This is a genomic window from Janthinobacterium kochi, from assembly GCF_051380715.1.
In the GTDB taxonomy this organism is placed as follows: domain Bacteria; phylum Pseudomonadota; class Gammaproteobacteria; order Burkholderiales; family Burkholderiaceae_D; genus Janthinobacterium.
In genome coordinates this window covers 289,830-312,944 of the sequence record NZ_JBNYXO010000001.1, presented here as the reverse complement: position 1 = coordinate 312,944, position 23,115 = coordinate 289,830, and the positions used below count along the sequence as shown (strand labels likewise).

Here is a 23,115-nt window from a genome sequence, read left to right as displayed (position 1 = left end):
AGATGGCAACGATTTTATGCCTTTTGCAGCGCCGCGGCACGTGTTTTTCCGCCCACGCCCACGGCCGTGGCAATCGCCAGCGCCTGGAACACGCCGATGAAGACGAACAGCAGGGCCGGATGGTCGCCATCCATCAGCGCGCCAAAGAACAGGGGCCCGACGGCCAGGCCGCTGTCGAGGCCCGAGTACACGACGCCATACACGCGCCCCGTGGCATTCTTGGGCGCTGCCGCGCGTATCATCAGGTCGCGCGACGGCCCCGCCACGCCCGACGTCAAGCCGATGGCGCCCATCAGCACCACTGCGCCCCAGGCCGGCACGACGGCCATGGACAGCAGCACGGCTAGCAGGGCAGCGGCAGAAAAGGCGATCGCCACGTTGCGGTCCGGCTGCTTGCTGCGCGCGCCCACCACGCCGCCAGCCAGCATGCCCACGGCCGAAGCCAGCATATAGGCCGTGTAGGCGCTGGTGGCCAGCGCCAGGCTCATGCCATACAGCTTGACCAGGGCCACGCTGGCAAAGCTCTGGATGCCGCCCAGGGCGATGGCGGTAATGAAGAAGAAGGCAAAGCACATCCACACGGCCGGCAAACGCAGGAAGTCCAGCGTGCCTTCGCCGCCGGCGGCCTGGCCCGGTACGGCCTTTTTCAACGGCTCGGGACGGATGGCGTGGCGGTTCAGGAACAGGATCAGCAAGACGCCAAACGGCAGCACGGCCGCGCATTGCAGCGCCACCCGCCAGTCATACTGGGTGGCAACATACGTCATGAACAGGGGCGCCAGGGCCCAGCCGATATTGCCGCTGATGCCATGCACGGAAAAGCCGTAGGCCACGCGCGCCGCCGAGACGCGCTGGTTGAGGATGGTATAGTCGGCCGGATGGAACACGCTGTTGCCCATGCCGGCCAGCATGGCGCCCAGCATCAGCGCCGCATAGCTGTGCGCGGTGGACAGGGCCAGCGCCGACACGCCCAGCAAGAATATGCCGGAAAACAACACTGCGCGGGCGCCGAAGCGGTCGACGACAAAGCCGGCCAGCGCCTGTCCCACGCCCGAGATGATGAAGAACACCGTCATCAGCAGGCCCAGCTCCGCATACGACAGGCCGAAGGCAGGCTTCAGCCAGACGAACAGGGCCGCGAGGATCAGATGGTAGAAGTGCGACACGCCATGCGCCAGTCCCACCACGGCGATGACGCGCGCATCGCTGCGCAAGGTTGGCGGTGACTGCGGTGGCAAGTGCCTTGCCGAGTTGGTTGTTATCATGTCATACCCTGTCTTATACTGGTGAAGCTCAAGTGTATGCAAAATACCATCGTCTGTTTTCCGACAGAACGACATAATTTATCGAATTAAGGCCAAGCTGATGGGCGTACCTATCCTCCACCATACCCGCATGTGTCCGCCGCGGGAAGCGCCCAGCGCGACGATTCCCGTGACGATGATCGCGCGCGACCTGCAGCCCGATGAATTTTTATTACCGCACAGCCATCCCTGGGGCCAGGTCACGATGGCGCTCGAAGGCGTGCTGCGCATCACGGCCAACAACAGCAGCTGGGTGCTGCCGCCCATGCGCGCCATCTGGATCGCGCCCAACGTGGAGCATGCCGTCACGATCCTGGAAAAAACCCGCTTGCGCCCCCTGTGCATCCATGCCGCGCGCGCGCCGTTTGCGGGCCACGACTGCAAGGTGCTGGAAGTATCGAACCTGCTGCGCCAGCTGATCATGGCGCTGGAACAGCTGGACCCGGGTCAGGAGCCGGCGCGCGAGGCATTGCTGGCCGAACTGATACTCGATGAATTGAAACGCTCGGCCACGCGCCCCATCCGCGTCCCCTTGCCTGGCGACAAGCGCCTGAAAACCCTATGCGACAGCCTGATCGAGAAACCGGGCGGTAACCAGACCCTGGAACACTGGGCGCAGCTGGTCGGCGCCTCGGAGCGTACCCTGGCGCGGCTGTTCGAACGGGAGTTGGGCATGAGTTTTGGCCAGTGGCGCCAGCAGGTGCGCCTGGCGCACGCGGCGCCCTTGATCGCGCGCGGCGTGCCGCTGTCGCAGGTAGCCGAAGAACTGGGCTACGCCAGCCAGTCGGCCTTTTCCGCCATGTTCAAGAAGACCTTCGGCAGTTCGCCTTCGGCCTTCTTTGCGCAGGGCGACAGAATCTAGCCAACTGGAAAGCGCGCCGATACAGCGCTCAGGGCAAGGCGCAGCGCCGCAGGCAGTACGCTAGTACGGCAAGGCGGTGCAACGCCGCCATGGGCGCTTTAGCGGTGCGCTCTTAGGCCATGAAGTCGAAGAGCGAATTCTTGCCGGTATAACCCGGCAAAGCCGAGTTCGTTCCCATCTGTTCCTGGGCGGAATACGCTTTCACCAGCGCCTGCGCCTGCGCCGTCAGCGCCTTGGCCAGCACGGCTTTCTTGTTGGTCAGGGTGGTGATGTCCTTGCCCACCGATTGCACTTCCTTGCGGATGATGCTCGTTTCGCCCGTCAGTTCACCGATCTTGCTGGAAAACTGGTCCGCCACGCCCTTGCCGTTATTCGTAAACAACTTGCTGACGGCGTCCGGATCGGCCGCGATGGCCGCCTTGAGCTTTTTATCGTCGAGCACCAGCTCGCCGCTCTTGCCCAGGGTGACGCCGGCGCTGCTCAGGATGGAAGCGGGCACGCCCGTGCTGGCCGTGCGCAGCACTTGCTCCATCTGCGAACGCACCTGGCCCAGGGCTGTGTCGGACTTCAAATCGCCCTGCTGCAGGCTTTGCAGCTTGCTGTTGAGCTCATTGTAGGCCGTGACGAAGCTGGCCACGTTGCTGGCGATCTGGCTGCTATCCTTGGCGATGACGAGGTCGGTCGTGCCTTTTTTCTTCAATTCGATGGTGGTGCCCTCGACGGCCGTCGTCAAGGTATTCGTGGCGCTCTTGATGTCCTTGCCATCGACGGTGAGCAGCGCATCCTGTGCGGCGGCCGTTTGCTGCAGGCCCTTGCCGGAACCGGGCGCATAGCTGAGCAGGTTGCTGACGGCCGCGTCGCCGGACACGCTGATGCGCATGCTGCTGTCGGCGCCGCTCTTGCCGTTCAGGGCCAGCGAATAGCCATCGGCGCCCTTCACCACGCTGGCGTCGATGCCCTGCTGCTTGAGCGCGGCGGCGATGCCGTCGAGGCTATTGTTGCTGCTGTCGATGGTCAGCGAAATGATCTTGCCGCTGCCGGGGGTAAATTGCTTGCCGTCAGTCGCGCCCACTTCAATCTTGACCAGTGCAGGAGCGCCCGTGCCAATGGGAGCGCTCGAGGATTTCTGCGCGCCGCTGAGCAAGGTCTGCCCCTGCGCCAGCTGCTTGACGTTCAGTTCATAGCTGCCGCTGACAGCCTTGTCGGTGGTGGTGGCGCTCAGGACATCCTTGGCGCTGGACGTGGCCGCTGTAGCCAGGCCGCCGCCGGCCATATTCTTGGCCACCGTCTGAAATTTCGCCAGCGCCGATTGCAACTGACCCAGGCCCGAGAATTTGGCCTGGTCGCGCGCCAGGTTGGCATTGAGCTTGACGACGCCCGTGTTCTGCGACTGCATCTGGCGCTCCACCTTCGCATACACATCGGCCGAGATATTGCCCTGCGTCGTTTGCTGCGTGTTGTTGGTGTAAGCCCTGCTATTGATGGTCGAATTAAACATGGTAGGCATTCCCGTCGGGTGTAAGGTCATGGCACACGGTTCAGGTCATGACCGCGTTGCGCTGGAAATGGACGGCAGGCGCGCGTGGCGCGGCAAGGTCCCTCTTCTGGTTGATAATTATGCAGTATTACCGGAATATCAAAACAGCAAACAGAACAAGTTTTTCCTGACTGCAAACCTATATGCACCATTTTAACGCATTTCACTTGCAGCCTATCTCGGGCGTGTCTCAGCGCATGAATTTCGAGATGGCACTGCTGACAGCCATGTCCAGTTGCAGGAAAGTGAGTCCCACCTTGAAACCTGCACTGCTGAAAATGCAGTGCGAGACGGACGCGCGCGCCTCGATGATGTGCGCCGAGCCATCGTAAAACAACTCGAACAGCACCTTGCCCTGCTTGCCTGTCGGCACCGGTTCAGCGATGACGGCCGCCATGCCGCCCGGCCCCACATCGAGGGTACGCGCCGCCACGGGACCCGCGCCATCCATTACCAACATTGCCTTGGCACGCAAAATCTTGCGTGCGCCCTGCCTTTGCTCAACTGACACTGTATTCCGCTTCTCTATCTATGCATTGTCGATGCGGATGCACGAGGCGCATCCATCGGACAAATATTATAGTTCTAAACGGAAATTCTGTTTGACTTGCCTCAAGCTTGGCATTTAAGCCATACCAACTTTTACTCCAGGTCACGCAACTTGTTAAATGCCTCGTCGATGCGCTCGACGCCGATGACCTTGAGGCCCTCGATGGCTTGCTTGGGCAGATTGGACTTGGGCACCACGGCCAGGGTAAAGCCCAGTTTGGCCGCTTCGCGCAAGCGCTCTTGGCCCCGTGGCGCGGGACGAATCTCGCCGGCCAGGCCCACTTCGCCAAACACCACGAGTCCCCGCGGCAAGGGCTTGTTGCGCATCGACGAGTTAATCGCCAGCAATACGGCCAGGTCGGCCGCCGGCTCCGTAATCTTCACGCCGCCCACGGCATTGATGAACACGTCCTGGTCGAAGGCGGCGATGCCCGCGTGGCGGTGCGCCACGGCCAGCAGCATGGCCAGGCGGTTCTGTTCCAGGCCGACGGACAGCCGGCGCGCATTCGGCAAGTGGCTGGTATCGACCAAAGCCTGGATTTCCACCAGCAGCGGGCGCGTGCCTTCCTGCGTCACCATCACGCAGGAACCGGGCACCTGGTTGTCGTGCTGTGACAGGAACAGGGCGGACGGGTTCGACACCCCCTTCAGCCCCTTTTCCGTCATGGCAAACACGCCCAGCTCATTGACGGCGCCGAAACGGTTCTTGATGGCGCGCACCAGGCGGAAGCTGGAATGGGCGTCGCCCTCGAAATACAGCACCGTGTCGACGATGTGTTCGAGCACGCGGGGGCCGGCCAGCGCGCCCTCCTTCGTCACGTGGCCCACCAAAATGATGGTCACGCCCGTCTGCTTGGCCGCGCGCGTGAGCTGCGCCGCGCATTCGCGCACTTGCGCCACGGAACCGGGCGCCGAGCTGAGCGCGTCCGAATACACGGTCTGGATCGAGTCGATGACCACCACTTCCGGTTTCAGGTCGTGCAAGGTGGAGAGGATCTTTTCCAGCTGGATCTCGGCCTGCAATTTCAGTTCCTTGGCATCGATCACCAGGCGCTTGGCGCGCAGGGCGATCTGCGCGCCGGACTCTTCGCCACTGACGTACAGCACGCGCTTGTGGTGCGACATATTGGCCAGCGCCTGCAGCAGCAGGGTCGACTTGCCGATGCCGGGATCGCCGCCGATCAGCACCACGCCGCCGGCCACCATGCCGCCACCCAGCACGCGGTCGAATTCCTCGATGCCCGTGCCGAAGCGGGGCACGTCGATGGCGTCGATATCGTCGAGCGACAGCACGGGTGCCGTCTGTGCCAGCGACATGTGCTGCGGGTTCGAATAGCGGTTGTTGCCGCCCGTCTCGGGCAGGGTTTCCACCATGGTGTTCCACTGGTTGCACGAGGTGCATTGCCCCATCCATTTATTACTGATGGCGCCGCAATCGCTGCAGGTGTAGATAGTCTTGACTTTTGCCATGGTGTACTTTGCTCAGGTAAAATGAAACAGCTGGTTATATATACAGTATATACAAACCGCGCTGCCGCGTCACCCTACGCTTCGTTCACCGGTACGCGCGGCGCCAGTGCGCACATCAGCTCGTAGCCGATGGTGCCGGCGGCCAGGGCCACCTCGTCGATCGGCATGCCCTGGCCCCACAAGGTGACGGAGCTGCCGACTTTTGCGCCCGGCACGTGGGTCAAGTCCACCATCAGCATGTCCATCGAGACCCGGCCGATGAGTCCCGTGCGCACGCCGTCGACCAGCACGGGCGTGCCTTCGGGCGCGTGGCGCGGGTAGCCATCCGCATAGCCGCAAGCCACCACGCCCACCTTGATATTGCCGGCCGCTTCGTAGCGGCTGCCATAACCCACCACTTCACCGGCGGCGATATGCTGAATGCCGATAATGCTGCTGCGCAAGGTCATGCTGGGCAGCAGGCCGAACGCTTGCGCCGACGTGCCGCCGGGAGCGCCGCTGGGCGTGCCGCCATACAGCATGATGCCTGGGCGCACCCAGTCGCTGTCCAGATGGTGCAGCAGCAAGCCGGCCGAATTGCACAGGCTGCGCGGCAAGCGCGTGCCTTCCCCGGCCGCGCCGATACTGGCCACCCCGGCCTCGAAGCGCAGCATCTGCTGGGCCAGCGGCAAGCGCGTGGGCGCCGCCGCGTCCGCATTGGCGAAATGCGTCATCAGGGTGATGGTGCCGATGTGCGGCAAGGCGCGCAGGCGCGCATACGCGGCGGCGATGGCTTGCGGCGTAAAGCCCAGGCGGTTCATGCCCGTGTTCATCTTCAAGTGCACATCGATGGCGTGCGGCAGACGCGCCGCTGCCAGCATGGCGATCTGTTCTTCGCAATGCACGCTGCCATTCAGTTTGTACTGCGCCATGACCAGTAAATCGCTGGCGTCGAAAAAGCCTTCCAGCAGCAAGATGGGCTTGGTCCAGCCCAGTTCGCGCAAGCGCACGGCGTAGTCGACCTCGACCAGCGCCAGGCCATCGGCGCCGGCAAAGCCCCGCACGGCCCGTTCCAGGCCGTGGCCATAGGCATTCGCCTTGACGACGGCCCATACTTTGGCGCCGCGGGCACAGGCACGCGCACGCGCCAGATTCTGTTGCATGGCATCCAGATGGATGGTGGCGATGAGGGGCCTGGGCATATGCGTCGTTCACGGCGGGTGGGAAAGTCGTATTTTACCGGATGCACAGTACGCGGACACTGCAGATGCCCACGATCGTATGCAGAAGACATTATTTACAAAATGCTCATATGTATGTGTATTTTTCTACGGCAGAAAAATTAAGCTTCGCTTAGGCAAGGCTATGCAAAGCGACCCCGCCCAAACTTGGGGTTTGCCGTTTTTTCGTGGTATAAAGCAAGCCAGATATGATTTCAGGCAATCCAGAATGAATCGTGGTTTTTATACCATCATGGCAGCGCAGTTCTTTTCCTCGCTGGCAGATAACGCCCTCTTTTTTGTCGCCGTCGATTTATTGGTGTCCATGAAATCCCCGGCGTGGATCACGCCGCTGCTCAAATTGTCGTTCGTGCTGTTTTACGTGCTGTTAGCCGCTTTTGTCGGCGCCTTCGCGGATGCATTGCCGAAAGGCAAGGTCATGTTCATCGCCAACATGGTCAAGATCTTCGGCTGCGCCCTCGTCTTCTTCCATGTACACCCCTTGCTGGCCTATGCCGTCGTCGGTTTCGGCGCGGCCGTGTATTCACCCGCCAAATACGGCATCCTGACGGAACTGCTGCCGCCGGAAAAACTCGTGGCGGCGAATGGCTGGATCGAAGGCTTGACCGTCACCTCCATCATCCTGGGCACCGTCATGGGCGGCGCACTCGTCAGCGGCCACGTGTCCGACATGCTGCTGTCCATCGACATCCCCCTGATCGACACGGGCATCGCCAACAAGACGGAAGCGGCCCTGTGCGTGGTGGTGGGCATTTATGTGATGGCAACCCTGGCCAACCTGAAGATTCCCGACACGGGCTGCGTGTATCCGCACCAGGAACGCAATCCTATCAAACTGATCACCGATTTTGCCAATTGCTATTCCATCCTGTGGAAAGACAAGCTGGGCCAGATCACCCTGGCCGTGACCACCCTGTTCTGGGGCGCCGGCGCCACCTTGCAACTGATCGTGCTGGAATGGGCCAAGCAGTCGTTGAACATGCCGTTTGACAAGGCGACCAGCCTGGTGGGCGTGGTCGCCATCGGCGTGGCAGCCGGCGCCGTGCTGTCGGCGCGCTTCATTCCGCTGCGCAAGTCGCTGACCGTCATTCCGCTAGGCATCGCCATGGGCGTGATCGTCATGATGATGACGCAGGTACACTCCGTGTGGATCGCCTACCCGCTGCTGATACTGATCGGCGCCTTGTCCGGCTTTTTCGTCGTGCCCATGAATGCCCTGCTGCAACATCGCGGCCACGTCCTGATGAGCGCGGGCCATTCCATCGCCGTGCAGAACTTCAACGAAAACCTGTCGATTCTCACCATGCTGGCCGTGTATTCCATCATGATCCGTTTGCACCTGCCACTCAATATCATCATCACCCTGTTCGGCCTGTTCGTCGCCGGCACCATGTACATGATCATGCGCAGGCACAAGCTGAACCAGGCCGAACACGACAATCTGTCCTTGATCGGCGAGCAGAAACATTAAGGGTGGTGCCGGATTACGCAGGTAGCGTGCCAGCCAGCCGCCGCGTGGCAGCCTGCTCCGTCCAGTCATGGGGCACGACAAAACCGCGCGTGCGCTCCACTTCCCAGCCGTCGACATGGTCCACCGCAGCCACCATTACCGGTTGCGCCAGATCAAACAACTGCGAGCGCAATGCCTCAACGCCCAGTACTTCCAGGCCTTGCCCCTTGAACGGCGCCAGCCATTGCAAGCGCGGCAGCACGATATAGCGCTGCTCCGGTAGCTGGGCTGGCGTGCACCAGAAGCCGTGTCCATGTTCTTGGGAAATACCGTCCATGCCGGGCGTGGCGCCCGCCGCATAAAACAGCCAGCCCTTGACCAGCGCCTGCGCCGCGCGCACGGGGTGCGCCAGCAGGCTTTGCGCGGCCGGATGGCGAGACAAGGCAAGTTGCTTGTCGAGAATCTTGCGCATCTTCAAACCCAAGGTGTCGGCCAGATTGGGGCCGATCAAGTGATTGAACACGCCGGGATCTGGCACGCCTTCGAGCAGATAAAACTTGGTGGCAAATTCCCAGTGCAGCAAATGTTCACCCTGCGTACCATCACGCAACAGGAAATCGAACTCGCCCACCGTGTCGTTGCGGTTCACCTGCACTTGCAAGCCATGCGCAGCCAGCACGCCGTGCTGCTCAAAATAAAAGGCCAGCAGCTTTTCAGCATACAGGCCCAGGCGGGAATAAAACCGGCTACCCAGCGCAGCATCGAGCGGCGATGGGTCATCTTGCAGCGTCCCCAGCCAGGCCGCCACGGCAGGCGTGACGGGTTCCAGGCTGGCGATGCGCCCGCCCCAGTGAGGGCTGGCCGGGTCGAGCAAATCGGGCGAGTCCAGCAGCCAGGCCAGCGCACGCACGCGGGGGTGCGTCAGATGCCCCCAGCGCTGCTCGAAGCGGACCTGAAATATATCAACCACCGTGCGTGCTTTTCGCCAGACACAGGTCGGCCCAGGCACGCGCCTTGGCCTTGCCCGTCTCGTCCTGCAGCAGCATTTCCGGGTGAAAGGTGGCGACAACCGAGGCATTACCCAGCTGGCGCACCTTGCCGCGCGCGGGTTTTTCGCCGGGATTGATGCCGGCGGCAGCCATCGAACCGAGGGTGACGATGGTGCGCGGCTGCAGCAGGGCCAGTTCGCGCTCGAAATACGGACGGCAGGCGGCCGACTCTAATTCGGTAGGCAAACGCTCCTGGCCCGCCTCGTCGAGCGGACGACATTTCAGCAAGTGCGTGATGTACACGTCGCGGCCCGCCTCGAGGTCGATGGCTTTGAGCATATTGTCGAGCAATTTGCCCTGCTCGCCCGGCAAGGCGCGCCCTTCGCGTTCTTCCGCGCGCGACGGGCTGCTGGCCAGCATCAGCCAGGCGCCCTGGCGGTCGCCACGGCCCATGACGACGCCCTTGCGCGTCTTGCACAAGTCGCAGCGCGCGCACTTGGCGACAGCCGCCGTCAAGCCATCCCAGTCGAGGGCGGCGATATCGGTATCGCTCAGCTGTTTGGCCCGTGGCGGTGGCGGCGCGTCGTCAAACCAGGCCGTGTCGTCCGGGACTGGCGTGGCGGCAACGGCGACAAATGCCTCGACTTCCACGGCTTCCAGCTCGGCAAGCACTTCGACCACGGCAGCAGGCGCAGGCGCAACAACCTCGGCCACGGGCACCTCCAGGGCAGCCTCGACGACGACAGCAACAGCCTCGGGCGCAGCCCCCTGGCGCAAGCGCCACAGGGGACCGACGCCCATTTCATCGAGGAAAACGGCGCTGCGGCTCATAGGGTATAACGCATCACGATGGCGTCCTCACGTTGCGAGTTGCTGGCCGGATAGTATCCCTTGCGCCGGCCGATCTGTTCAAATCCATAGCGCTGGTAAATATCGAGCGCGCGTACATTCGATGGACGCACTTCCAGCAGCATCGATTCCATGCCCAGCTGGCGCGCGCAGGCGCAGGACTGGTTCAGCAGAAAACGACCCAGGCCCTGGCCCTGGATGGCGCCCTCGACGGCCACGTTGAGCAAGTGCGCCTCGTCGACGACCAGCATCAGCAAAAAGTAGCCAAGCAGGGTGCCATCCACGTCGCGCAGCACCCAGGCCGAGTAGCCGCTCTTGAGCGAATCGACAAAGTTGCCGTGCGTCCAGGGATGCGGATACACGCGCTGCTCCAGCGCCAGCACCTCAAACAGATCCGCCTCCCGCATCGGCTGATAGTCGAGGCGCAACAAGTCCCAGCCGGCAGCACGCTCCTGGCCCGCCTCCATCATTGGGCCGACTCCGCAGCGGCCTTGGCCTGTTGCATCTCGTGCCGTTCCGCGCTCGTGTAGGCAATCTTGTTGCGCAAATACAAAGGCTGCGCCTCGGCCGCCGTCACAAACCGGCCGGCCGCAAAAGCGATGCGCGCCAGTTGCGCCACTTGCACGGCGTGCGGCATGATGGCGGCGTCCGCGTTGGCGGCGCATGGCAGCACGGCCAAGGCGTCGGCATAGGCCGTAAAGCCGTTGCCGCAGCCGACCACGTCGCCTTGCGGTGCTACGCCGAGCGGCGCGCTCAGGGTCGGCGGCAGGACAGCCTGCAAGCCATCCTGATAGTCATACTGCGCCCAGTACACTTCACCCATGCGGGCGTCGAGCACGGTCACGATGCGCTGCGCGCCATGCTGCTGGTGGCACGCGAGCGCCATGGCGTCGAGCGTGACGACGGGCACGACGGGCAAATTGGCGCCATAGGCCAAGCCTTGCGCGATGCCGCAAGCCGTGCGCACACCTGTAAACGATCCAGGGCCGGAGCCGTAGGCGATGGCATCGACGTCAGCCAGGGTCACGCCCGCTTCGGCCAGCAATTCCTGCACCATCGGCAAGATGGACTGGGAATGGGTACGCACGCCCGACGAGGCACGGGACAGGACGACATCGCCGCGCAACAAGGCGCAGGAGGCGAGTTCGGACGAGGTTTCAATAGCAAGCAGGGTGGGAAGTAAGGTAGACATAGCGTATTTTACCTTGCCGCGCCATGCTGCGGCACTCCCCGCCGCCGCATGCCTGAACCAGCCGGGCAGCGATCAGGCCGATGCGGCTTGCACAGCGGGCCCGCGAGGACGGCTATAATGAAAGACGCAGCTTATTCTTTGAGCGGCATCAAGTCTGCCGCGCAAGCAATCGCCTAGCCACATCGTCTTTCCACTCTTGCCCTGGTCCGCTCCGTGAATCCACTTCTTGCTAAACTGCAACCATATCCATTCGAAAAGCTGCGCCAGCTGTTTGCCGGCGTGACGGTCAACCCCGAGTATGCGCCCATCAGCCTGGGCATGGGCGAACCCAAGCACCCGACGCCAGCCTTCATCGAGCAGGCATTGGTCGACAATATCCACGGCCTGGCCAGCTATCCGACCACCATCGGCTCGGAAGCCTTGCGCAGTGCCATCGCCGGCTGGCTGGAGCGCCGTTATGGCATCCCCAAGCTCAATCCTGCCACGCAAATCCTGCCCGTGAACGGTTCGCGCGAAGCGCTGTTTGCGCTGGCGCAAACGGTGATCGATCCGTCGGCCGGTTCGCTGGTGATCAGCCCGAATCCGTTTTACCAGATCTATGAAGGCGCGGCCTACCTGGCCGGCGCCGAACCGTATTTTGTCAATTCCGACCCGGCACGCAATTTCGGCTGCGACTACGACGCGGTGCCCGCGTCCGTATGGGAGAAGGTCAAGCTGCTGTTCCTGTGTTCGCCAGGCAACCCGACCGGCGCCGTGCTCACCCTGACGGACTGGGAACACCTGTTCGCCCTGTCCGAGCGCTACGATTTCGTCATCGCCGCCGACGAGTGCTATTCCGAGATTTACCACGGCGACACGCCTCCGCTGGGCGCGCTGCAAGCGGCACACATGCTGGGCCTGTCCACGATCGAGCGCCCGTATGCGCGCCTGGTGGTGTTTTCCAGCCTGTCGAAACGCTCGAACGTGCCGGGCATGCGTTCGGGCTTTGTCGCCGGCGACGCGGAAGTACTGAAAAAATTCCTGCTCTACCGAACCTACCACGGCGGCGCCATGAGCCCTGCCGTGCAGGCGGCCTCCGTCGCGGCCTGGAACGACGAAACCCATGTCGAGGAAAATCGCGCCAAGTACCGCGCCAAGTTCGACGCCATCACCCCCCTGCTGCAATCGGTGATGGACGTGCAATTGCCGGACGCCGGCTTCTACCTGTGGGCCGACGTCAGCCGCACGGGCCTGTCCGACACGCAATTCGCGCAACGCCTGTACGCCGAATATAATGTGACGGTATTGCCTGGCAGCTACCTGGCGCGCGACGCGCACGGCATCAATCCGGGCCGCAACCGCATCCGCATGGCCCTGGTGGCCGAAACGGCCGAAGGGCTGGAAGCCGCACTGCGCATAGTAAAATTCTGCCAGCAGCTTTCCGCATCCGCATCAACCACGCATTAACCCTACATAAACAAGACACCATCATGAGCCAACAACTGCAAAACATCATCGACCAGGCCTGGGAAAACCGCGCCGAGATCAATCCGGGCAACGGCACGGCCGAACTGCGCGACGCCGTCTCCCACGTCATCAATGGCCTGGACAACGGCAGCATTCGCGTGGCCGAAAAAACCTCGGGTGACTGGGTGGTCAACCAGTGGGTCAAGAAAGCCGTGCTGCTGTCGTTCCGCCTGGAAGACAACGTCGTCCTGCCATCGGATGGCACGATGCAGTTCTACGACAAGGTCCCGACCAAGTTCGCCAACTACACCGCCGAAGACTTCGCCAAGGGCGGTTTCCGCGTAGTGCCGCCAGCGGTTGCCCGCCGCGGCAGCTTCATCGCCAAGAATGTCGTGCTGATGCCGTCCTACGTCAACATCGGCGCCTACGTCGATGAAGGCGCCATGGTCGACACCTGGGCCACCGTCGGCTCCTGCGCCCAGATCGGCAAGAACGTCCACCTGTCCGGCGGCGTCGGCATCGGCGGCGTGCTGGAACCGATGCAAGCGAACCCGACCATCATCGAAGACAACTGCTTCATCGGCGCCCGTTCGGAAATCGTCGAAGGCGTGATCGTCGAAGAAAACTCGGTCATCTCGATGGGCGTGTACATCGGCCAGTCGACCAAGATCTACGACCGCGCCACGGGCGAAGTGACGTATGGCCGCGTGCCAGCCGGTTCCGTCGTGGTCTCGGGCAACCTGCCTTCGGAAGACGGCAAGTACTCGCTGTACTGCGCCGTGATCGTCAAGCGCGTGGATGCAAAAACCCGCGCCAAGACCGGTATCAACGAACTCCTGCGCGGCATTTGATCACTGCGCTGTGAAGTATCAGTAAGGCCTGAATGTCCCGCTCCGGCGGGACATTTTCATTTCTGGCGAGCAACTTCAATCGTCCCGCCCCCGCTTCTCATCCTGTCCTATACTGGATGGCATGAATACTCCGCCCGTATTGATCGTCGGCGCCGGTCCTACCGGCCTCATGCTTGCCTTGCGCCTGGCGCGCCATGGCGTCGATTGCCGCATCATCGACAAGAATAGCGGTCCAGGGCAGGCGTCGCGGGCCATGGCCGTGCATGCGCGCACCTTGGAGTTTTACCAGCAACTGGGCTTTGCAGACGAGCTGGTCAGCCTGGGCATCAAGATCAATGCCATGCATATCCACGAGGGTGGCGAAGAACTGGTGAAACTGGCGCTGGGCGAGATCGGCGAGGGGCTGAGCCCCTATCCTTTCGTGCTGAGCCTGCCGCAAGACGAGCATGAGCGCTTTCTCATCAGCAAGCTGGCAGCGGCTGGCGTGCACGTGGAATGGAATGTGGCGCTGGACTTGTGGACGCAGGACGATAGCGAAGTGCAAGCCATCCTGCTGAAAGATGGCGAACGGCAATATTGTACGTTTGACTATATCTGCGGCTGCGACGGCGCCCGCAGCAAGGTGCGCGAGATCGCCGGCTTCGACTTTTCCGGCGGCACCTACGATCACCTGTATTACGTGGCCGATGCGCAAGTGGCCGGCAAGAATACGGATTTGCACGCCCACCTGGGCGCGAACGCGTTTGCGCTGATGCTGCCCGTGCGCACCAGCGGCATGCAGCGCCTGATCGGCATCCTGCCCGACCGCCCCGACGGCGCGCCGGCGCCCGTCTTTGACGATGTGCGTGGCGACGTGGAAACCCTGCTCGGCATTCAAGTTGAACACGTGAACTGGTTTTCCACCTATAAAGTTCATCACCGCGTGGCGGCGCAATTCCGCGCGCGGCGCTGCTTCATCCTCGGCGACGCGGCCCATCTGCACAGCCCCGTGGGCGGCCAGGGCATGAACACGGGCCTGGGCGACGCCGTCAACCTGGCCTGGAAGCTGGCGCAAAAGCTGCACGGCCAAAGCAACGACGCCCTGCTCGACACCTATGAAAGCGAGCGCATCGTGTTTGCCCGCAAGCTCGTCGCCACCACCGACCGCGCCTTCCAGGCCATCGTCGCGCAGGGAATCGCCGGGCAATTCCTGCGGCGCTGGCTGGTGCCGCACGCGCTGCCCTTCCTCTCGGGCTTCGGGCGGGCGCGCCGTTTGCTCTTCAAGACGGTGTCGCAAATCGAGATCAGCTATGAAGACAGCGCCCTGTCCGCTGGCCATGCGGAGTACCTGCGCGGCGGCGACCGCCTGCCGTGGTTCTCGGACGGCACGCAAGACAATTTCACGGCCCTGCGCAGCATGGACTGGCAATTGCACATCTATGGCGAGCCGGCGCCCGAACTGCTGAACGAGGCGCGCGTGCTGAAACTGCCCGTGCATTGCTACACCTATAACGTGGCGGCCAAGCTGGCCGGCCTTGGGCGCGACGCGGCCTACCTGGTGCGCCCCGACGGCCACATCGCGCTGGCCCTGCACCTGCAGGAAAGCGGCGCCTTGCGCGCGCTGGCCCTGCGGCTGGGCCTGCATTTCGGTCCGGCAGAGATGGGCAAGGCAGCGCCACGTCCCGTGTAGGGGAAATCATTGGGGCGTGTTGCACTGCCGCATCGACTGCGCATCGACTGTATAATGGCGGCTACCATCGCATTTTTCCCTGGCGCAAGCGCCGCGATCAAGCGAACCGCATTCATTCCCCCTTAGCCCTACCCATGACGACCATTACACTCTACGGTATCCCCAATTGCGATACCGTCAAAAAAGCCCGCACCTGGCTGGCCGCGCAGCAACTCGATTTCACCTTCCACGACTTCAAGAAGCAGGGCCTGGAACGCGCCACCGTCGAGGCATGGCTGCAGCAGCTGCCATGGGATGTGCTGGTCAACAGGAAAGGCACGACCTGGCGCGCCCTGTCCGACGAGCGCAAGGCGTCGATCACGGACGCTGCCAGCGCTGTGGAACTGATGCTGGAAAACCCGTCCATCATCAAGCGCCCGGTGCTGGACAAGGATGGAAAGTTCAGCGTGGCGTTTTCGGATGCACAGTACGCAGCCATTTTCGGGCTGTAATTTTTACTTAGGCAGAAGCACCCCGCTCTACACCATGACCACCTCCAAAACCCTCGCCCTGACCGAAAAACTGATCGCCCTGTCCTCGGTCACGCCCGACGACAAGGGCTGCCAGCAGCACCTGATCGATATTCTCACGCCGCTGGGCTTTGTCTGCGAGACGATCCAGTCGAACGACGTCACAAATCTGTGGGCGCGCCGTGGCACGACTTCTCCCGTGTTCGTCTTTGCCGGCCATACGGACGTGGTACCCACCGGCCCCGTCGAGCAATGGCGCTCGCAGCCCTTCATCCCCACGCAGCGCGACGGCAAGCTGTACGGCCGTGGCGCGGCCGACATGAAGACCTCGATCGCCGCCATGGTGGTGGCCTGCGAGGAATTCATCGCCGCCACGCCCGACCATTCAGGCTCGATCGCCTTCCTGATTACCAGCGACGAGGAAGGCCCGGCCACGGATGGCACCGTCATCGTCTGCGAGCACCTCAAGGCGCGGGGCGAGCAGATCGACTATTGCCTGGTGGGCGAGCCGACGTCAAGCGCGCAACTGGGCGACATGATCAAGAATGGCCGCCGCGGTTCCCTGTCGGGCCGCCTGACGATCAAGGGCGTGCAAGGGCATATCGCCTACCCGCACCTGGCGAAAAACCCGATTCATGAAGCGGCGCAGGCGCTGGCCGACCTGGTCGAGGAAAAATGGGATGCAGGCAACGAGTATTACCTGCCGACGTCGTGGCAAATGTCGAACATCAATGCGGGCACGGGCGCCAACAACGTGATTCCGGGCGACATGGTGATCGACTTTAACTTCCGCTTTTCCACGGCCAGCACGGCGGAAAGCCTGCAGGAGCGCGTGCACGCCATCCTCGACCAGCATGACTTGCAATACGCTTTGCAGTGGACCTTGAGCGGCCTGCCCTTCCTTACGCCGCGCGGCACCCTCTCCGATGCGCTGTCGTCCGCGATTCACGCGGAAACGGGCATTGTGACGCAGCTGTCGACCACGGGCGGCACCTCGGATGGCCGGTTTATCGCGCAAATCTGCCCCCAAGTGATAGAATTCGGGCCGCCCAATGCCAGTATTCACAAGATCGACGAGCACATCGAACTGCGCCACATCGATCCCCTGAAGAATATTTACCGGCGCACGCTGGAGCATTTGCTGCCCGTCTGAACCAGAATACCGAGGCCCGTCACGGCGGGCCAGAACACCGTCTTTTCGAGAATGCCATGACCCCGAACCCGTTTTCCACGCCACGCGACCTGCTGCGCTACGCCGTCACCCGTTTTAATACCGCCAAGCTGTTTTTCGGCCACGGCAGCGCCGAAGCGTTCGACGAAGCGGCCTATCTGATCCTGCACACCTTGAAGTTGCCGCTCGACAAACTCGAACCGTTCCTCGACGCCAAGCTGCTGCCGTCGGAAGTGGCCAGCGTGATGACGGTCATCGACCGCCGCAGCATCGACCGCGTACCGGCCGCCTACATTACCAAGGAAGGCTGGCTGGGCACCTATAATTTCTACGTCGACGAGCGCGTGATCGTGCCCCGCTCCTTCATCGCCGAGCTGATTCCTGAATACTTTTCGCCATGGGTGGCGGAACCGGAAGCGGTGGAAAACATCCTGGAACTGTGCACCGGCTCGGGCTGCCTATCGATCATGATGGCCGACGCCTTCCCCAACGCCGTAGTGGACGCGGTGGACATTTCCGCCGACGCGCTGGCCGTGGCCAAGCGCAACGTCGACACGTATAAACTCCAGGACCGCGTCAACTTGATCGAATCGGACCTGTACACCAACGTGCCGGCCAAGAAATACGACTTGATCATCAGCAACCCGCCGTACGTGAATTCCGCGTCGATGGGTACCCTGCCCCAGGAATACCTGGCCGAACCGCAAATCGCCCTCGACGGCGGCAGCGATGGCATGGACCTGGTGCGCAAGATCATCGCCGGCGCGGCAGAGCGCCTGACGGACGACGGCATCCTGATGATTGAAATCGGCAACGAACGCGCCTACGCGGAAGCGGCCTTCGGCGAGCTGGGCCTGACCTGGCTGACGACCAGCGCCGGCGACGACATGGTATTCCTGCTGACGGCCGAGCAGTTGAAACTCGCCTAATTGACTACCGGGGTCAGACCCGCCGGGTCTGACCCCAGCCTCCACAAAGAAAAAAATGATACGTTTCCTACAAGTAAGCCTGATGCGCGGCATCAAACCGTTGCTCGAACAAGTCGATGTTACCCTCAACCCGGGCGACAAGATCGGCCTGATCGGCGCCAATGGCGCGGGCAAATCGAGCCTGTTCGCCATGATGCGTGGCGAATTGCACCCTGACCAGGGCGAGATCGATTTCCCGGCCAAGTGGCGCGTGGCTTACGTGGCGCAGGAAACGCCGCCGCTGGACCGTGCCGCGCTCGACTACGCCATCGACGGCGACGCCACCTTGCGCAAACTGGAAGCGGAACTGGCGCATCTCGAGTCGCAACCGGAAAGCACGGAAAACGGCATCGCCATCGGCAACATGTACAGCGCGCTGGCCGACGCCGACGCCTACACGGTGCAGTCGCGCGGCGAGCAATTGCTGCTGGGCCTGGGTTTTACGCTGGACCAGATGCAGCAACCGGTGGCGAGTTTTTCCGGCGGCTGGCGCATGCGTTTGAACCTGGCGCAAGCGCTGATGTGCCCTTCCGACCTGCTGCTGCTCGATGAACCGACCAATCACCTGGATCTGGACGCCATCATCTGGCTGGAAGACTGGCTGAAGCGCTATGCCGGCACCTTGCTGATCATTTCCCATGACCGCGACTTCCTCGATGAAGTGGTCAACGTCGTCGTGCATATCGACGAGCGCAAGCTGAAGCGCTACTCGGGCAACTACTCGAGCTTCGAGCGCCAACGCGCGGCGCAGATGATCCTGGCCGCCGGCGCGCTGGAAAAGCAGCAGCGCAAGCGCGCCCATCTGGAATCGTTCGTCAACCGCTTCAAGGCGCAAGCCTCGAAAGCCCGCCAGGCGCAAAGCCGCATGAAGGCGCTGGCGAAGATGGAAGAACTGGCGCCCTTGCGCGCCGCCGCCGAATTCTCGTTCGAATTCCGCGAGCCGCTGTCGGCACCAAATCCGCTGCTGGTGATGGAAGACGTCGATGCGGGCTACAAGATCGAAAACGAAGCGACGGGCGAAATCACGCACAAGACCATCGTCAATGGCATCAAGTTTTCGCTGCAGATCGGCCAGCGCATTGGCCTGCTGGGCCAGAACGGCGCCGGCAAGTCGACCCTGATCAAGACCATCGCCGGTGAACTGATGCCACTGACGGGCGACGCCACCATGGGCAAGGGCTTGAACATCGGCTACTTCGCCCAGCACCAGGTGGAAATGCTGCGCCACGACGAATCGCCGCTGTGGCATCTGGCCAAGATCGCCCCGACCGTGCGCGAACAGGAATTGCGCAACTTCCTGGGCGGTTTCAACTTCCCCGGCAACATGGTGACCGCCTCGATCGCACCGTTCTCGGGCGGCGAAAAAGCCCGCCTGGCGCTGGCCCTGATCGTCTGGCAGCGTCCAAACTTGCTGCTGCTCGATGAACCGACCAACCACCTGGATCTGGAAACGCGCGAAGCGCTGACCGAAGCGCTGGCCCAGTTCGAAGGCACGCTGGTCGTCGTGTCCCATGATCGCCACTTGCTGCGCGCCACCACCGATGAATTCATCATCGTTGCCGACGGCAAACTGCAACCGTTCGACGGCGACCTGGACGACTACAAGGATTGGCTGTTCAAGACCAAGCTGGGTAAAGGCACGGACGTGCTGCCAGCCGCCGGCAAGGCCAACAAAACCGACTTCCCCGTCGTCTCCCCAGTAGCGGTCGCCGCCCCTGCCGCGCCCGTGCGCGACAAGCGCCAGGAAGCGGAAGACCGCCAGAAGGCCGCCGCCCTGCGCAAGCCGATCGAAAACAAGATCAAGCGCCAGGAAGAGCAAATCGCCAAGCGCAACGCGCAAAAGGCGGAAACGGAAGCCAAGCTGGGCGAACCGACCATCTATGACGCCGCCAACAAGGCGAAATTGAAGCAACTGCTGGCCGACCAAACCTTCTTCACCAAGGACCTGGCGCAGCTCGAAGCGGAATGGCTGGACTTGCAGGATCAGTTAGAGAAACTCGGCTAACGCCAAACACAAAGACGACCCGCAGGTCGTCTTTTTTTACGCCGCCTGCATGGGGCTGGGGCTGCGGATCGCCATCAGGCGGTCGATATCGACGAGGATCAGCCGGCGGCGCCCCACCGTGCCCAGGCCCAGCAAATAATCGGCTTCCGCCTCGCCCAGGCCGGGCACGGCGGCGATGTCGGCGGGCGCCAGGCTGACGATATCGGTGACGCCATCGACCACCATGCCCATCACGCCATTGCTCAGCTGCAGGATGACCACGTCGGTGGACGGGTCGGGTGCGCCCCGGGCGCTGCCGAACGCGGCGCGCATGTCGACGATGGGGATGATCACGCCGCGCGAGACAGCCACGCTGTGCAGCACTTCCCCTTCCGAGGAAAAACGGTCGAGTTCCTTCAGCGGGCGCAATTCCCGCACGCAGCGGTAATCGAGGCCGTATTCGAGGCCGCCCAAGCGGAAGCTCAAGTACTGCGTCAGGTATTGCTCGGTGCTACGTTCCGCCGTTGCTGCGGCGCCAGGCGTCGTCGTGGGCTGCATGATGTTCCTTTCATCCGGTAAGCGCTGCCAGGATGCGCAGTGGCGCAACGTTGGCCCCATGCTAACCAGCATCGCCGCAGGCGGCGTTGAGAAACATCAACTTTCCAGGAAGACATCATCAGCCTACCGGTCCATCCTTGCGCCGGCGCAGCCATCTTCCCTTACAATACCGGCATCGATTCCCCACAGGCAGGCCATGCAACACCTCGTCAATCCCGCTGAAGTTGAATTCTCCGCCATTCGCGCCCAGGGCCCGGGCGGGCAGAACGTCAACAAGGTGTCCAGCGCCATCCATTTGCGCTTCCCCATCGCCGCCTCGTCGCTGCCGGAAGCGTACAAGGAACGCCTGCTGGCCTTGCGCGACAGCCGCATCAGCAAGGATGGCGTGCTGGTGCTCAAGGCACAGCAATCGCGCAGCCAGGAACAGAACAAGGAAGAAGCCTTGCGCCGGCTGCAGGAAATCATCGATAGCGTAACCTTCCTGCCCGCCGTGCGCCGTGCCACCAAGCCCACGCGCAGCTCGCAGCGGCGCCGCCTCGACAGCAAGAGCACGCACAGCGTCCTCAAGCAATCTCGCGGCAAGGTGATCGACTGATCAGGGTGGCGGCTGGTAAGTCCACTCCAGGCTGCCACTGCTGTCCGCAAACACGCTCTGCGTGGCCGGCGTGGCGCTGCGCAACAGCGCCTTGATTTCTTTCGGCGGCCGGTCGTAGACCTTGGCCGGTCCGGGCGGCACGACCATGGCGCGTACCGCCGTTTCGCCGTCGACCAGGCCCAGGCTGCAGCGCGACTGGCCGGCCGTCGCCTGACGCTGCTGGCGCACTTGCGCCACCAGCGCCAGCATTTGCGCCTGCAGGATTTCCGACTGTTTCACTTCCACGCGCAGGTGCGCCACTTCCTTCAGCACAGGGGCAATGCGCGCGGCCAGCTTGTCGTACTGCAGCTGCTGCGCCGGCTGCAGCTGCAACTCGCCACGCCGCAGCTGGCCCGCCAGGGTCAGGTAGTTGCGCACCTCGGGCAAGTGCGCAATGGCATCGATTTCCTGCTGGCGCTTGTGCTGCGCCTGCTGGTACTGGGCTGCCTTCTCCAGGCTTTCCGCGATCTTTTGCTCCAGCGCGCTCAAATCGGGCACCAGCGGGAACAGCAGCATCTCCACCTGCTTGCGCGGGCCGGCGCTGCCGATGCGCATGGTGCGTGCCGCCACGGCACAGCCTTCGGCCAGCTCGATGACGACCTCGTCGGCGATGATCTCGCAATTGCTGGCATGGTCGATCACCACGCGCGTGCCGGCGATGACGCAGCTTTCGGCGCGCTTCACATGCACTTCACCGCTCAGCGCCTGCAGCACGGAGCCGGAAGCGACGCCCTCGACGCGCACGTCGCCATGCTCGTTAAAGGCCGTGCCCCCCACCAGGTTGCGCTGCAACAGGATCAGCCCGCCATGCGAGTGCAAGTGGCCATACACGTCGCCATGAATGGTGATGTCGCTGCCGTCGAGCTGGCGCTGCTCTTGCACTTCGCCATATTCTTCATACGCGGCGCGCAACTTCAGGTTGCCCGTGGTGCGGCTGCTGACGCCCTCGCGGCTGACGATCTTGTTTTCGATGGAAATCTTGCCGTGTTCATCGACATTCACATAGCCATCCAGGGTGGCCACGACGTAATCGCCATCGCTGAAGCGCTCGACCGCCGTACCGGCGCCGGCCACCGCCACCGGGTCCAGTTCCAGCGGCGCGGGCGGCGGCAGCAGCGTGCCGGCAAGGTCATAGCCGGGCAAGCCGGGCGCACCTGGCAGCAGCCGCAGCAGGCGCGCGTGTTTTTTCACCTGCGGGAACCGGTTCTTGAAACTGAGCAAATCCAGGCGGCCATCGGAGCGTTCGCGCGGCGCGTCGTCGCGGTGGATGCCATGCGACACTTCAACCAGTTGGGCGTCGCGCCCCGGCTGCGGCGGCAGTGCGCGCGCCACCGTGATGCGCTCGGCTTTGCCGCTGCCGAGAATGGCCCGCACGGCCGCGCCATCGATGCCATAGTGCACGCCCTTGCACCACAAGTCGGCCACCAGCTCGTCAAACTCGCGGCGCGCCGGCACCTGGCCATCCGCGCCAGGCGCCGGCGTTTCAAAGTAAAACTCGGCGCTGTCGCCCCGAATCTTGACTTGCTTATACAGGGCGCGGCGCTGGGACGGGAATGGCGCCACGCGGGCGGCGATGCGCAACAAGGCGTCGCCCTTGGGCGCGGCGCGGGGTGCGGGGGCATGGAACAGGGTCAGCAGGAACAAAGCGTAATCGAGGCCGCCCAGCAGCTGGCCTGACTGGAACAACTGGTCGACGGCGGCACGTAACTGTTCGGGCGCCAGCGACAGGTCAAGGAACACGCCCTCGTCGCGCTGGAGCAGGCCGCGCGGCAAGCTGCCCGCTTGGGCAGCATCAGGAACGGGCGTGTCGTCGTCGCTCACCACTTGCCTCTCCCAGCAACACATTCAGAGAATTGCCTCAGTCCACTAGAACAATATCACGGGGCGTGGCCGTGTGCCTGAC

At 62.8% G+C, this 23,115-nt stretch carries 22 protein-coding genes; 11 read left to right on the top strand and 11 right to left on the bottom strand.

Going from position 1 to position 23,115, the window contains the following annotated elements:
- Window positions 1-14: 14 nt before the first annotated feature.
- Entirely contained in the window at window positions 15-1,265 is a 1,251-nt protein-coding gene (locus ACQ4WL_RS01460) for an MFS transporter (RefSeq protein ID WP_436507608.1), read from the bottom strand.
- A gap of 100 nt (window positions 1,266-1,365) precedes the next feature.
- Between ACQ4WL_RS01460 and ACQ4WL_RS01455 the strand changes: the two genes are divergently transcribed.
- Complete coding sequence (locus ACQ4WL_RS01455; RefSeq protein WP_436507607.1) at window positions 1,366-2,166, top strand: AraC family transcriptional regulator; 801 nt, start codon at window positions 1,366-1,368, stop codon at window positions 2,164-2,166.
- 112 nt (window positions 2,167-2,278) lie between these two features.
- Here ACQ4WL_RS01455 and fliD read toward each other — a convergent pair whose 3' ends face one another.
- Entirely contained in the window at window positions 2,279-3,664 is a 1,386-nt protein-coding gene (gene fliD / locus ACQ4WL_RS01450) for a flagellar filament capping protein FliD (protein WP_436507605.1), read from the bottom strand.
- Between fliD and ACQ4WL_RS01445 the strand changes: the two genes are divergently transcribed.
- Complete coding sequence (locus ACQ4WL_RS01445) at window positions 3,663-3,860, top strand: hypothetical protein (protein ID WP_436507604.1); 198 nt, start codon at window positions 3,663-3,665, stop codon at window positions 3,858-3,860. The two genes, fliD and ACQ4WL_RS01445, sit on opposite strands and share 2 nt — an antisense overlap.
- 33 nt (window positions 3,861-3,893) lie before the next feature.
- Here ACQ4WL_RS01445 and ACQ4WL_RS01440 read toward each other — a convergent pair whose 3' ends face one another.
- From ACQ4WL_RS01440 to alr, 3 genes are all read right to left on the bottom strand, one after another.
- Complete coding sequence (locus ACQ4WL_RS01440; protein ID WP_257225035.1) at window positions 3,894-4,214, bottom strand: PilZ domain-containing protein; 321 nt, start codon at window positions 4,212-4,214, stop codon at window positions 3,894-3,896.
- A 131-nt stretch (window positions 4,215-4,345) separates the two neighbouring features.
- Window positions 4,346-5,722: a DNA repair protein RadA gene (radA, locus tag ACQ4WL_RS01435; RefSeq protein ID WP_131687285.1), complete on the bottom strand. Its 1,377-nt coding sequence runs from the start codon at window positions 5,720-5,722 to the stop codon at window positions 4,346-4,348.
- A gap of 74 nt (window positions 5,723-5,796) precedes the next feature.
- Entirely contained in the window at window positions 5,797-6,903 is a 1,107-nt protein-coding gene (gene alr / locus ACQ4WL_RS01430) for an alanine racemase (RefSeq protein ID WP_436507603.1), read from the bottom strand.
- A gap of 247 nt (window positions 6,904-7,150) precedes the next feature.
- Here alr and lplT point away from each other — a divergent pair, with 247 nt between their 5' ends.
- Window positions 7,151-8,413 carry a lysophospholipid transporter LplT gene (lplT, locus tag ACQ4WL_RS01425; protein ID WP_436507601.1) on the top strand — a complete coding sequence of 421 codons (1,263 nt, stop codon included), beginning with the start codon at window positions 7,151-7,153 and terminating at the stop codon, window positions 8,411-8,413.
- 13 nt (window positions 8,414-8,426) lie between these two features.
- On the opposite strand, the gene ACQ4WL_RS01420 is transcribed toward lplT, so the two are convergent.
- The 4 genes from ACQ4WL_RS01420 to tsaB are packed head-to-tail and all read right to left on the bottom strand — an operon-like array spanning window position 8,427 to window position 11,422.
- Entirely contained in the window at window positions 8,427-9,362 is a 936-nt protein-coding gene (locus tag ACQ4WL_RS01420) for a DUF1853 family protein (RefSeq protein WP_436507600.1), read from the bottom strand.
- Window positions 9,355-10,212: a uracil-DNA glycosylase gene (locus ACQ4WL_RS01415; protein ID WP_436507599.1), complete on the bottom strand. Its 858-nt coding sequence runs from the start codon at window positions 10,210-10,212 to the stop codon at window positions 9,355-9,357. Before ACQ4WL_RS01415 ends, ACQ4WL_RS01420 begins: the two co-directional genes overlap by 8 nt.
- Window positions 10,209-10,697 carry a ribosomal protein S18-alanine N-acetyltransferase gene (gene rimI / locus ACQ4WL_RS01410; RefSeq protein WP_436508336.1) on the bottom strand — a complete coding sequence of 163 codons (489 nt, stop codon included), beginning with the start codon at window positions 10,695-10,697 and terminating at the stop codon, window positions 10,209-10,211. Before rimI ends, ACQ4WL_RS01415 begins: the two co-directional genes overlap by 4 nt.
- A complete protein-coding gene (gene tsaB, locus ACQ4WL_RS01405) occupies window positions 10,697-11,422 on the bottom strand; it encodes a tRNA (adenosine(37)-N6)-threonylcarbamoyltransferase complex dimerization subunit type 1 TsaB (protein ID WP_436507598.1) in 726 nt (241 codons plus the stop codon). Before tsaB ends, rimI begins: the two co-directional genes overlap by 1 nt.
- A gap of 213 nt (window positions 11,423-11,635) precedes the next feature.
- Between tsaB and dapC the strand changes: the two genes are divergently transcribed.
- The 7 genes from dapC (at window position 11,636) to ACQ4WL_RS01370 (ending at window position 20,041) form a co-directional block, all read left to right on the top strand.
- Window positions 11,636-12,868: a succinyldiaminopimelate transaminase gene (gene dapC, locus ACQ4WL_RS01400; protein WP_436507596.1), complete on the top strand. Its 1,233-nt coding sequence runs from the start codon at window positions 11,636-11,638 to the stop codon at window positions 12,866-12,868.
- A gap of 23 nt (window positions 12,869-12,891) precedes the next feature.
- On the top strand, window positions 12,892-13,719 hold the full coding sequence (gene dapD / locus ACQ4WL_RS01395; RefSeq protein WP_010399621.1) for a 2,3,4,5-tetrahydropyridine-2,6-dicarboxylate N-succinyltransferase: 828 nt from the start codon (window positions 12,892-12,894) through the stop codon (window positions 13,717-13,719).
- A 121-nt stretch (window positions 13,720-13,840) separates the two neighbouring features.
- A complete protein-coding gene (locus tag ACQ4WL_RS01390; protein WP_436507595.1) occupies window positions 13,841-15,388 on the top strand; it encodes an FAD-dependent oxidoreductase in 1,548 nt (515 codons plus the stop codon).
- Between the two features lie 134 nt (window positions 15,389-15,522).
- Window positions 15,523-15,879: an ArsC family reductase gene (locus tag ACQ4WL_RS01385; RefSeq protein ID WP_436507594.1), complete on the top strand. Its 357-nt coding sequence runs from the start codon at window positions 15,523-15,525 to the stop codon at window positions 15,877-15,879.
- A 34-nt stretch (window positions 15,880-15,913) separates the two neighbouring features.
- Window positions 15,914-17,050, top strand: a complete 1,137-nt coding sequence (dapE, locus tag ACQ4WL_RS01380; RefSeq protein WP_436507593.1) for a succinyl-diaminopimelate desuccinylase — start codon at window positions 15,914-15,916, stop codon at window positions 17,048-17,050.
- Between the two features lie 56 nt (window positions 17,051-17,106).
- Window positions 17,107-17,997, top strand: coding sequence for a 50S ribosomal protein L3 N(5)-glutamine methyltransferase (prmB, locus tag ACQ4WL_RS01375; protein WP_436507591.1), 891 nt, complete (start codon window positions 17,107-17,109; stop codon window positions 17,995-17,997).
- A gap of 55 nt (window positions 17,998-18,052) precedes the next feature.
- The gene (locus ACQ4WL_RS01370) at window positions 18,053-20,041 is read left to right on the top strand and encodes an ATP-binding cassette domain-containing protein (protein WP_436507589.1); all 1,989 of its coding nucleotides are present in this window, start codon (window positions 18,053-18,055) and stop codon (window positions 20,039-20,041) included.
- 36 nt (window positions 20,042-20,077) lie between these two features.
- Here ACQ4WL_RS01370 and ACQ4WL_RS01365 read toward each other — a convergent pair whose 3' ends face one another.
- Window positions 20,078-20,578, bottom strand: a complete 501-nt coding sequence (locus ACQ4WL_RS01365) for a chemotaxis protein CheW (protein ID WP_436507588.1) — start codon at window positions 20,576-20,578, stop codon at window positions 20,078-20,080.
- A 196-nt stretch (window positions 20,579-20,774) separates the two neighbouring features.
- Here ACQ4WL_RS01365 and arfB point away from each other — a divergent pair, with 196 nt between their 5' ends.
- Window positions 20,775-21,173, top strand: a complete 399-nt coding sequence (arfB, locus tag ACQ4WL_RS01360; protein ID WP_034779396.1) for an alternative ribosome rescue aminoacyl-tRNA hydrolase ArfB — start codon at window positions 20,775-20,777, stop codon at window positions 21,171-21,173.
- Here arfB and ACQ4WL_RS01355 read toward each other — a convergent pair whose 3' ends face one another.
- On the bottom strand, window positions 21,174-23,033 hold the full coding sequence (locus tag ACQ4WL_RS01355) for a flagellar assembly protein A (RefSeq protein ID WP_436507587.1): 1,860 nt from the start codon (window positions 23,031-23,033) through the stop codon (window positions 21,174-21,176).
- Between the last annotated feature and the right edge of the window lie 82 nt (window positions 23,034-23,115).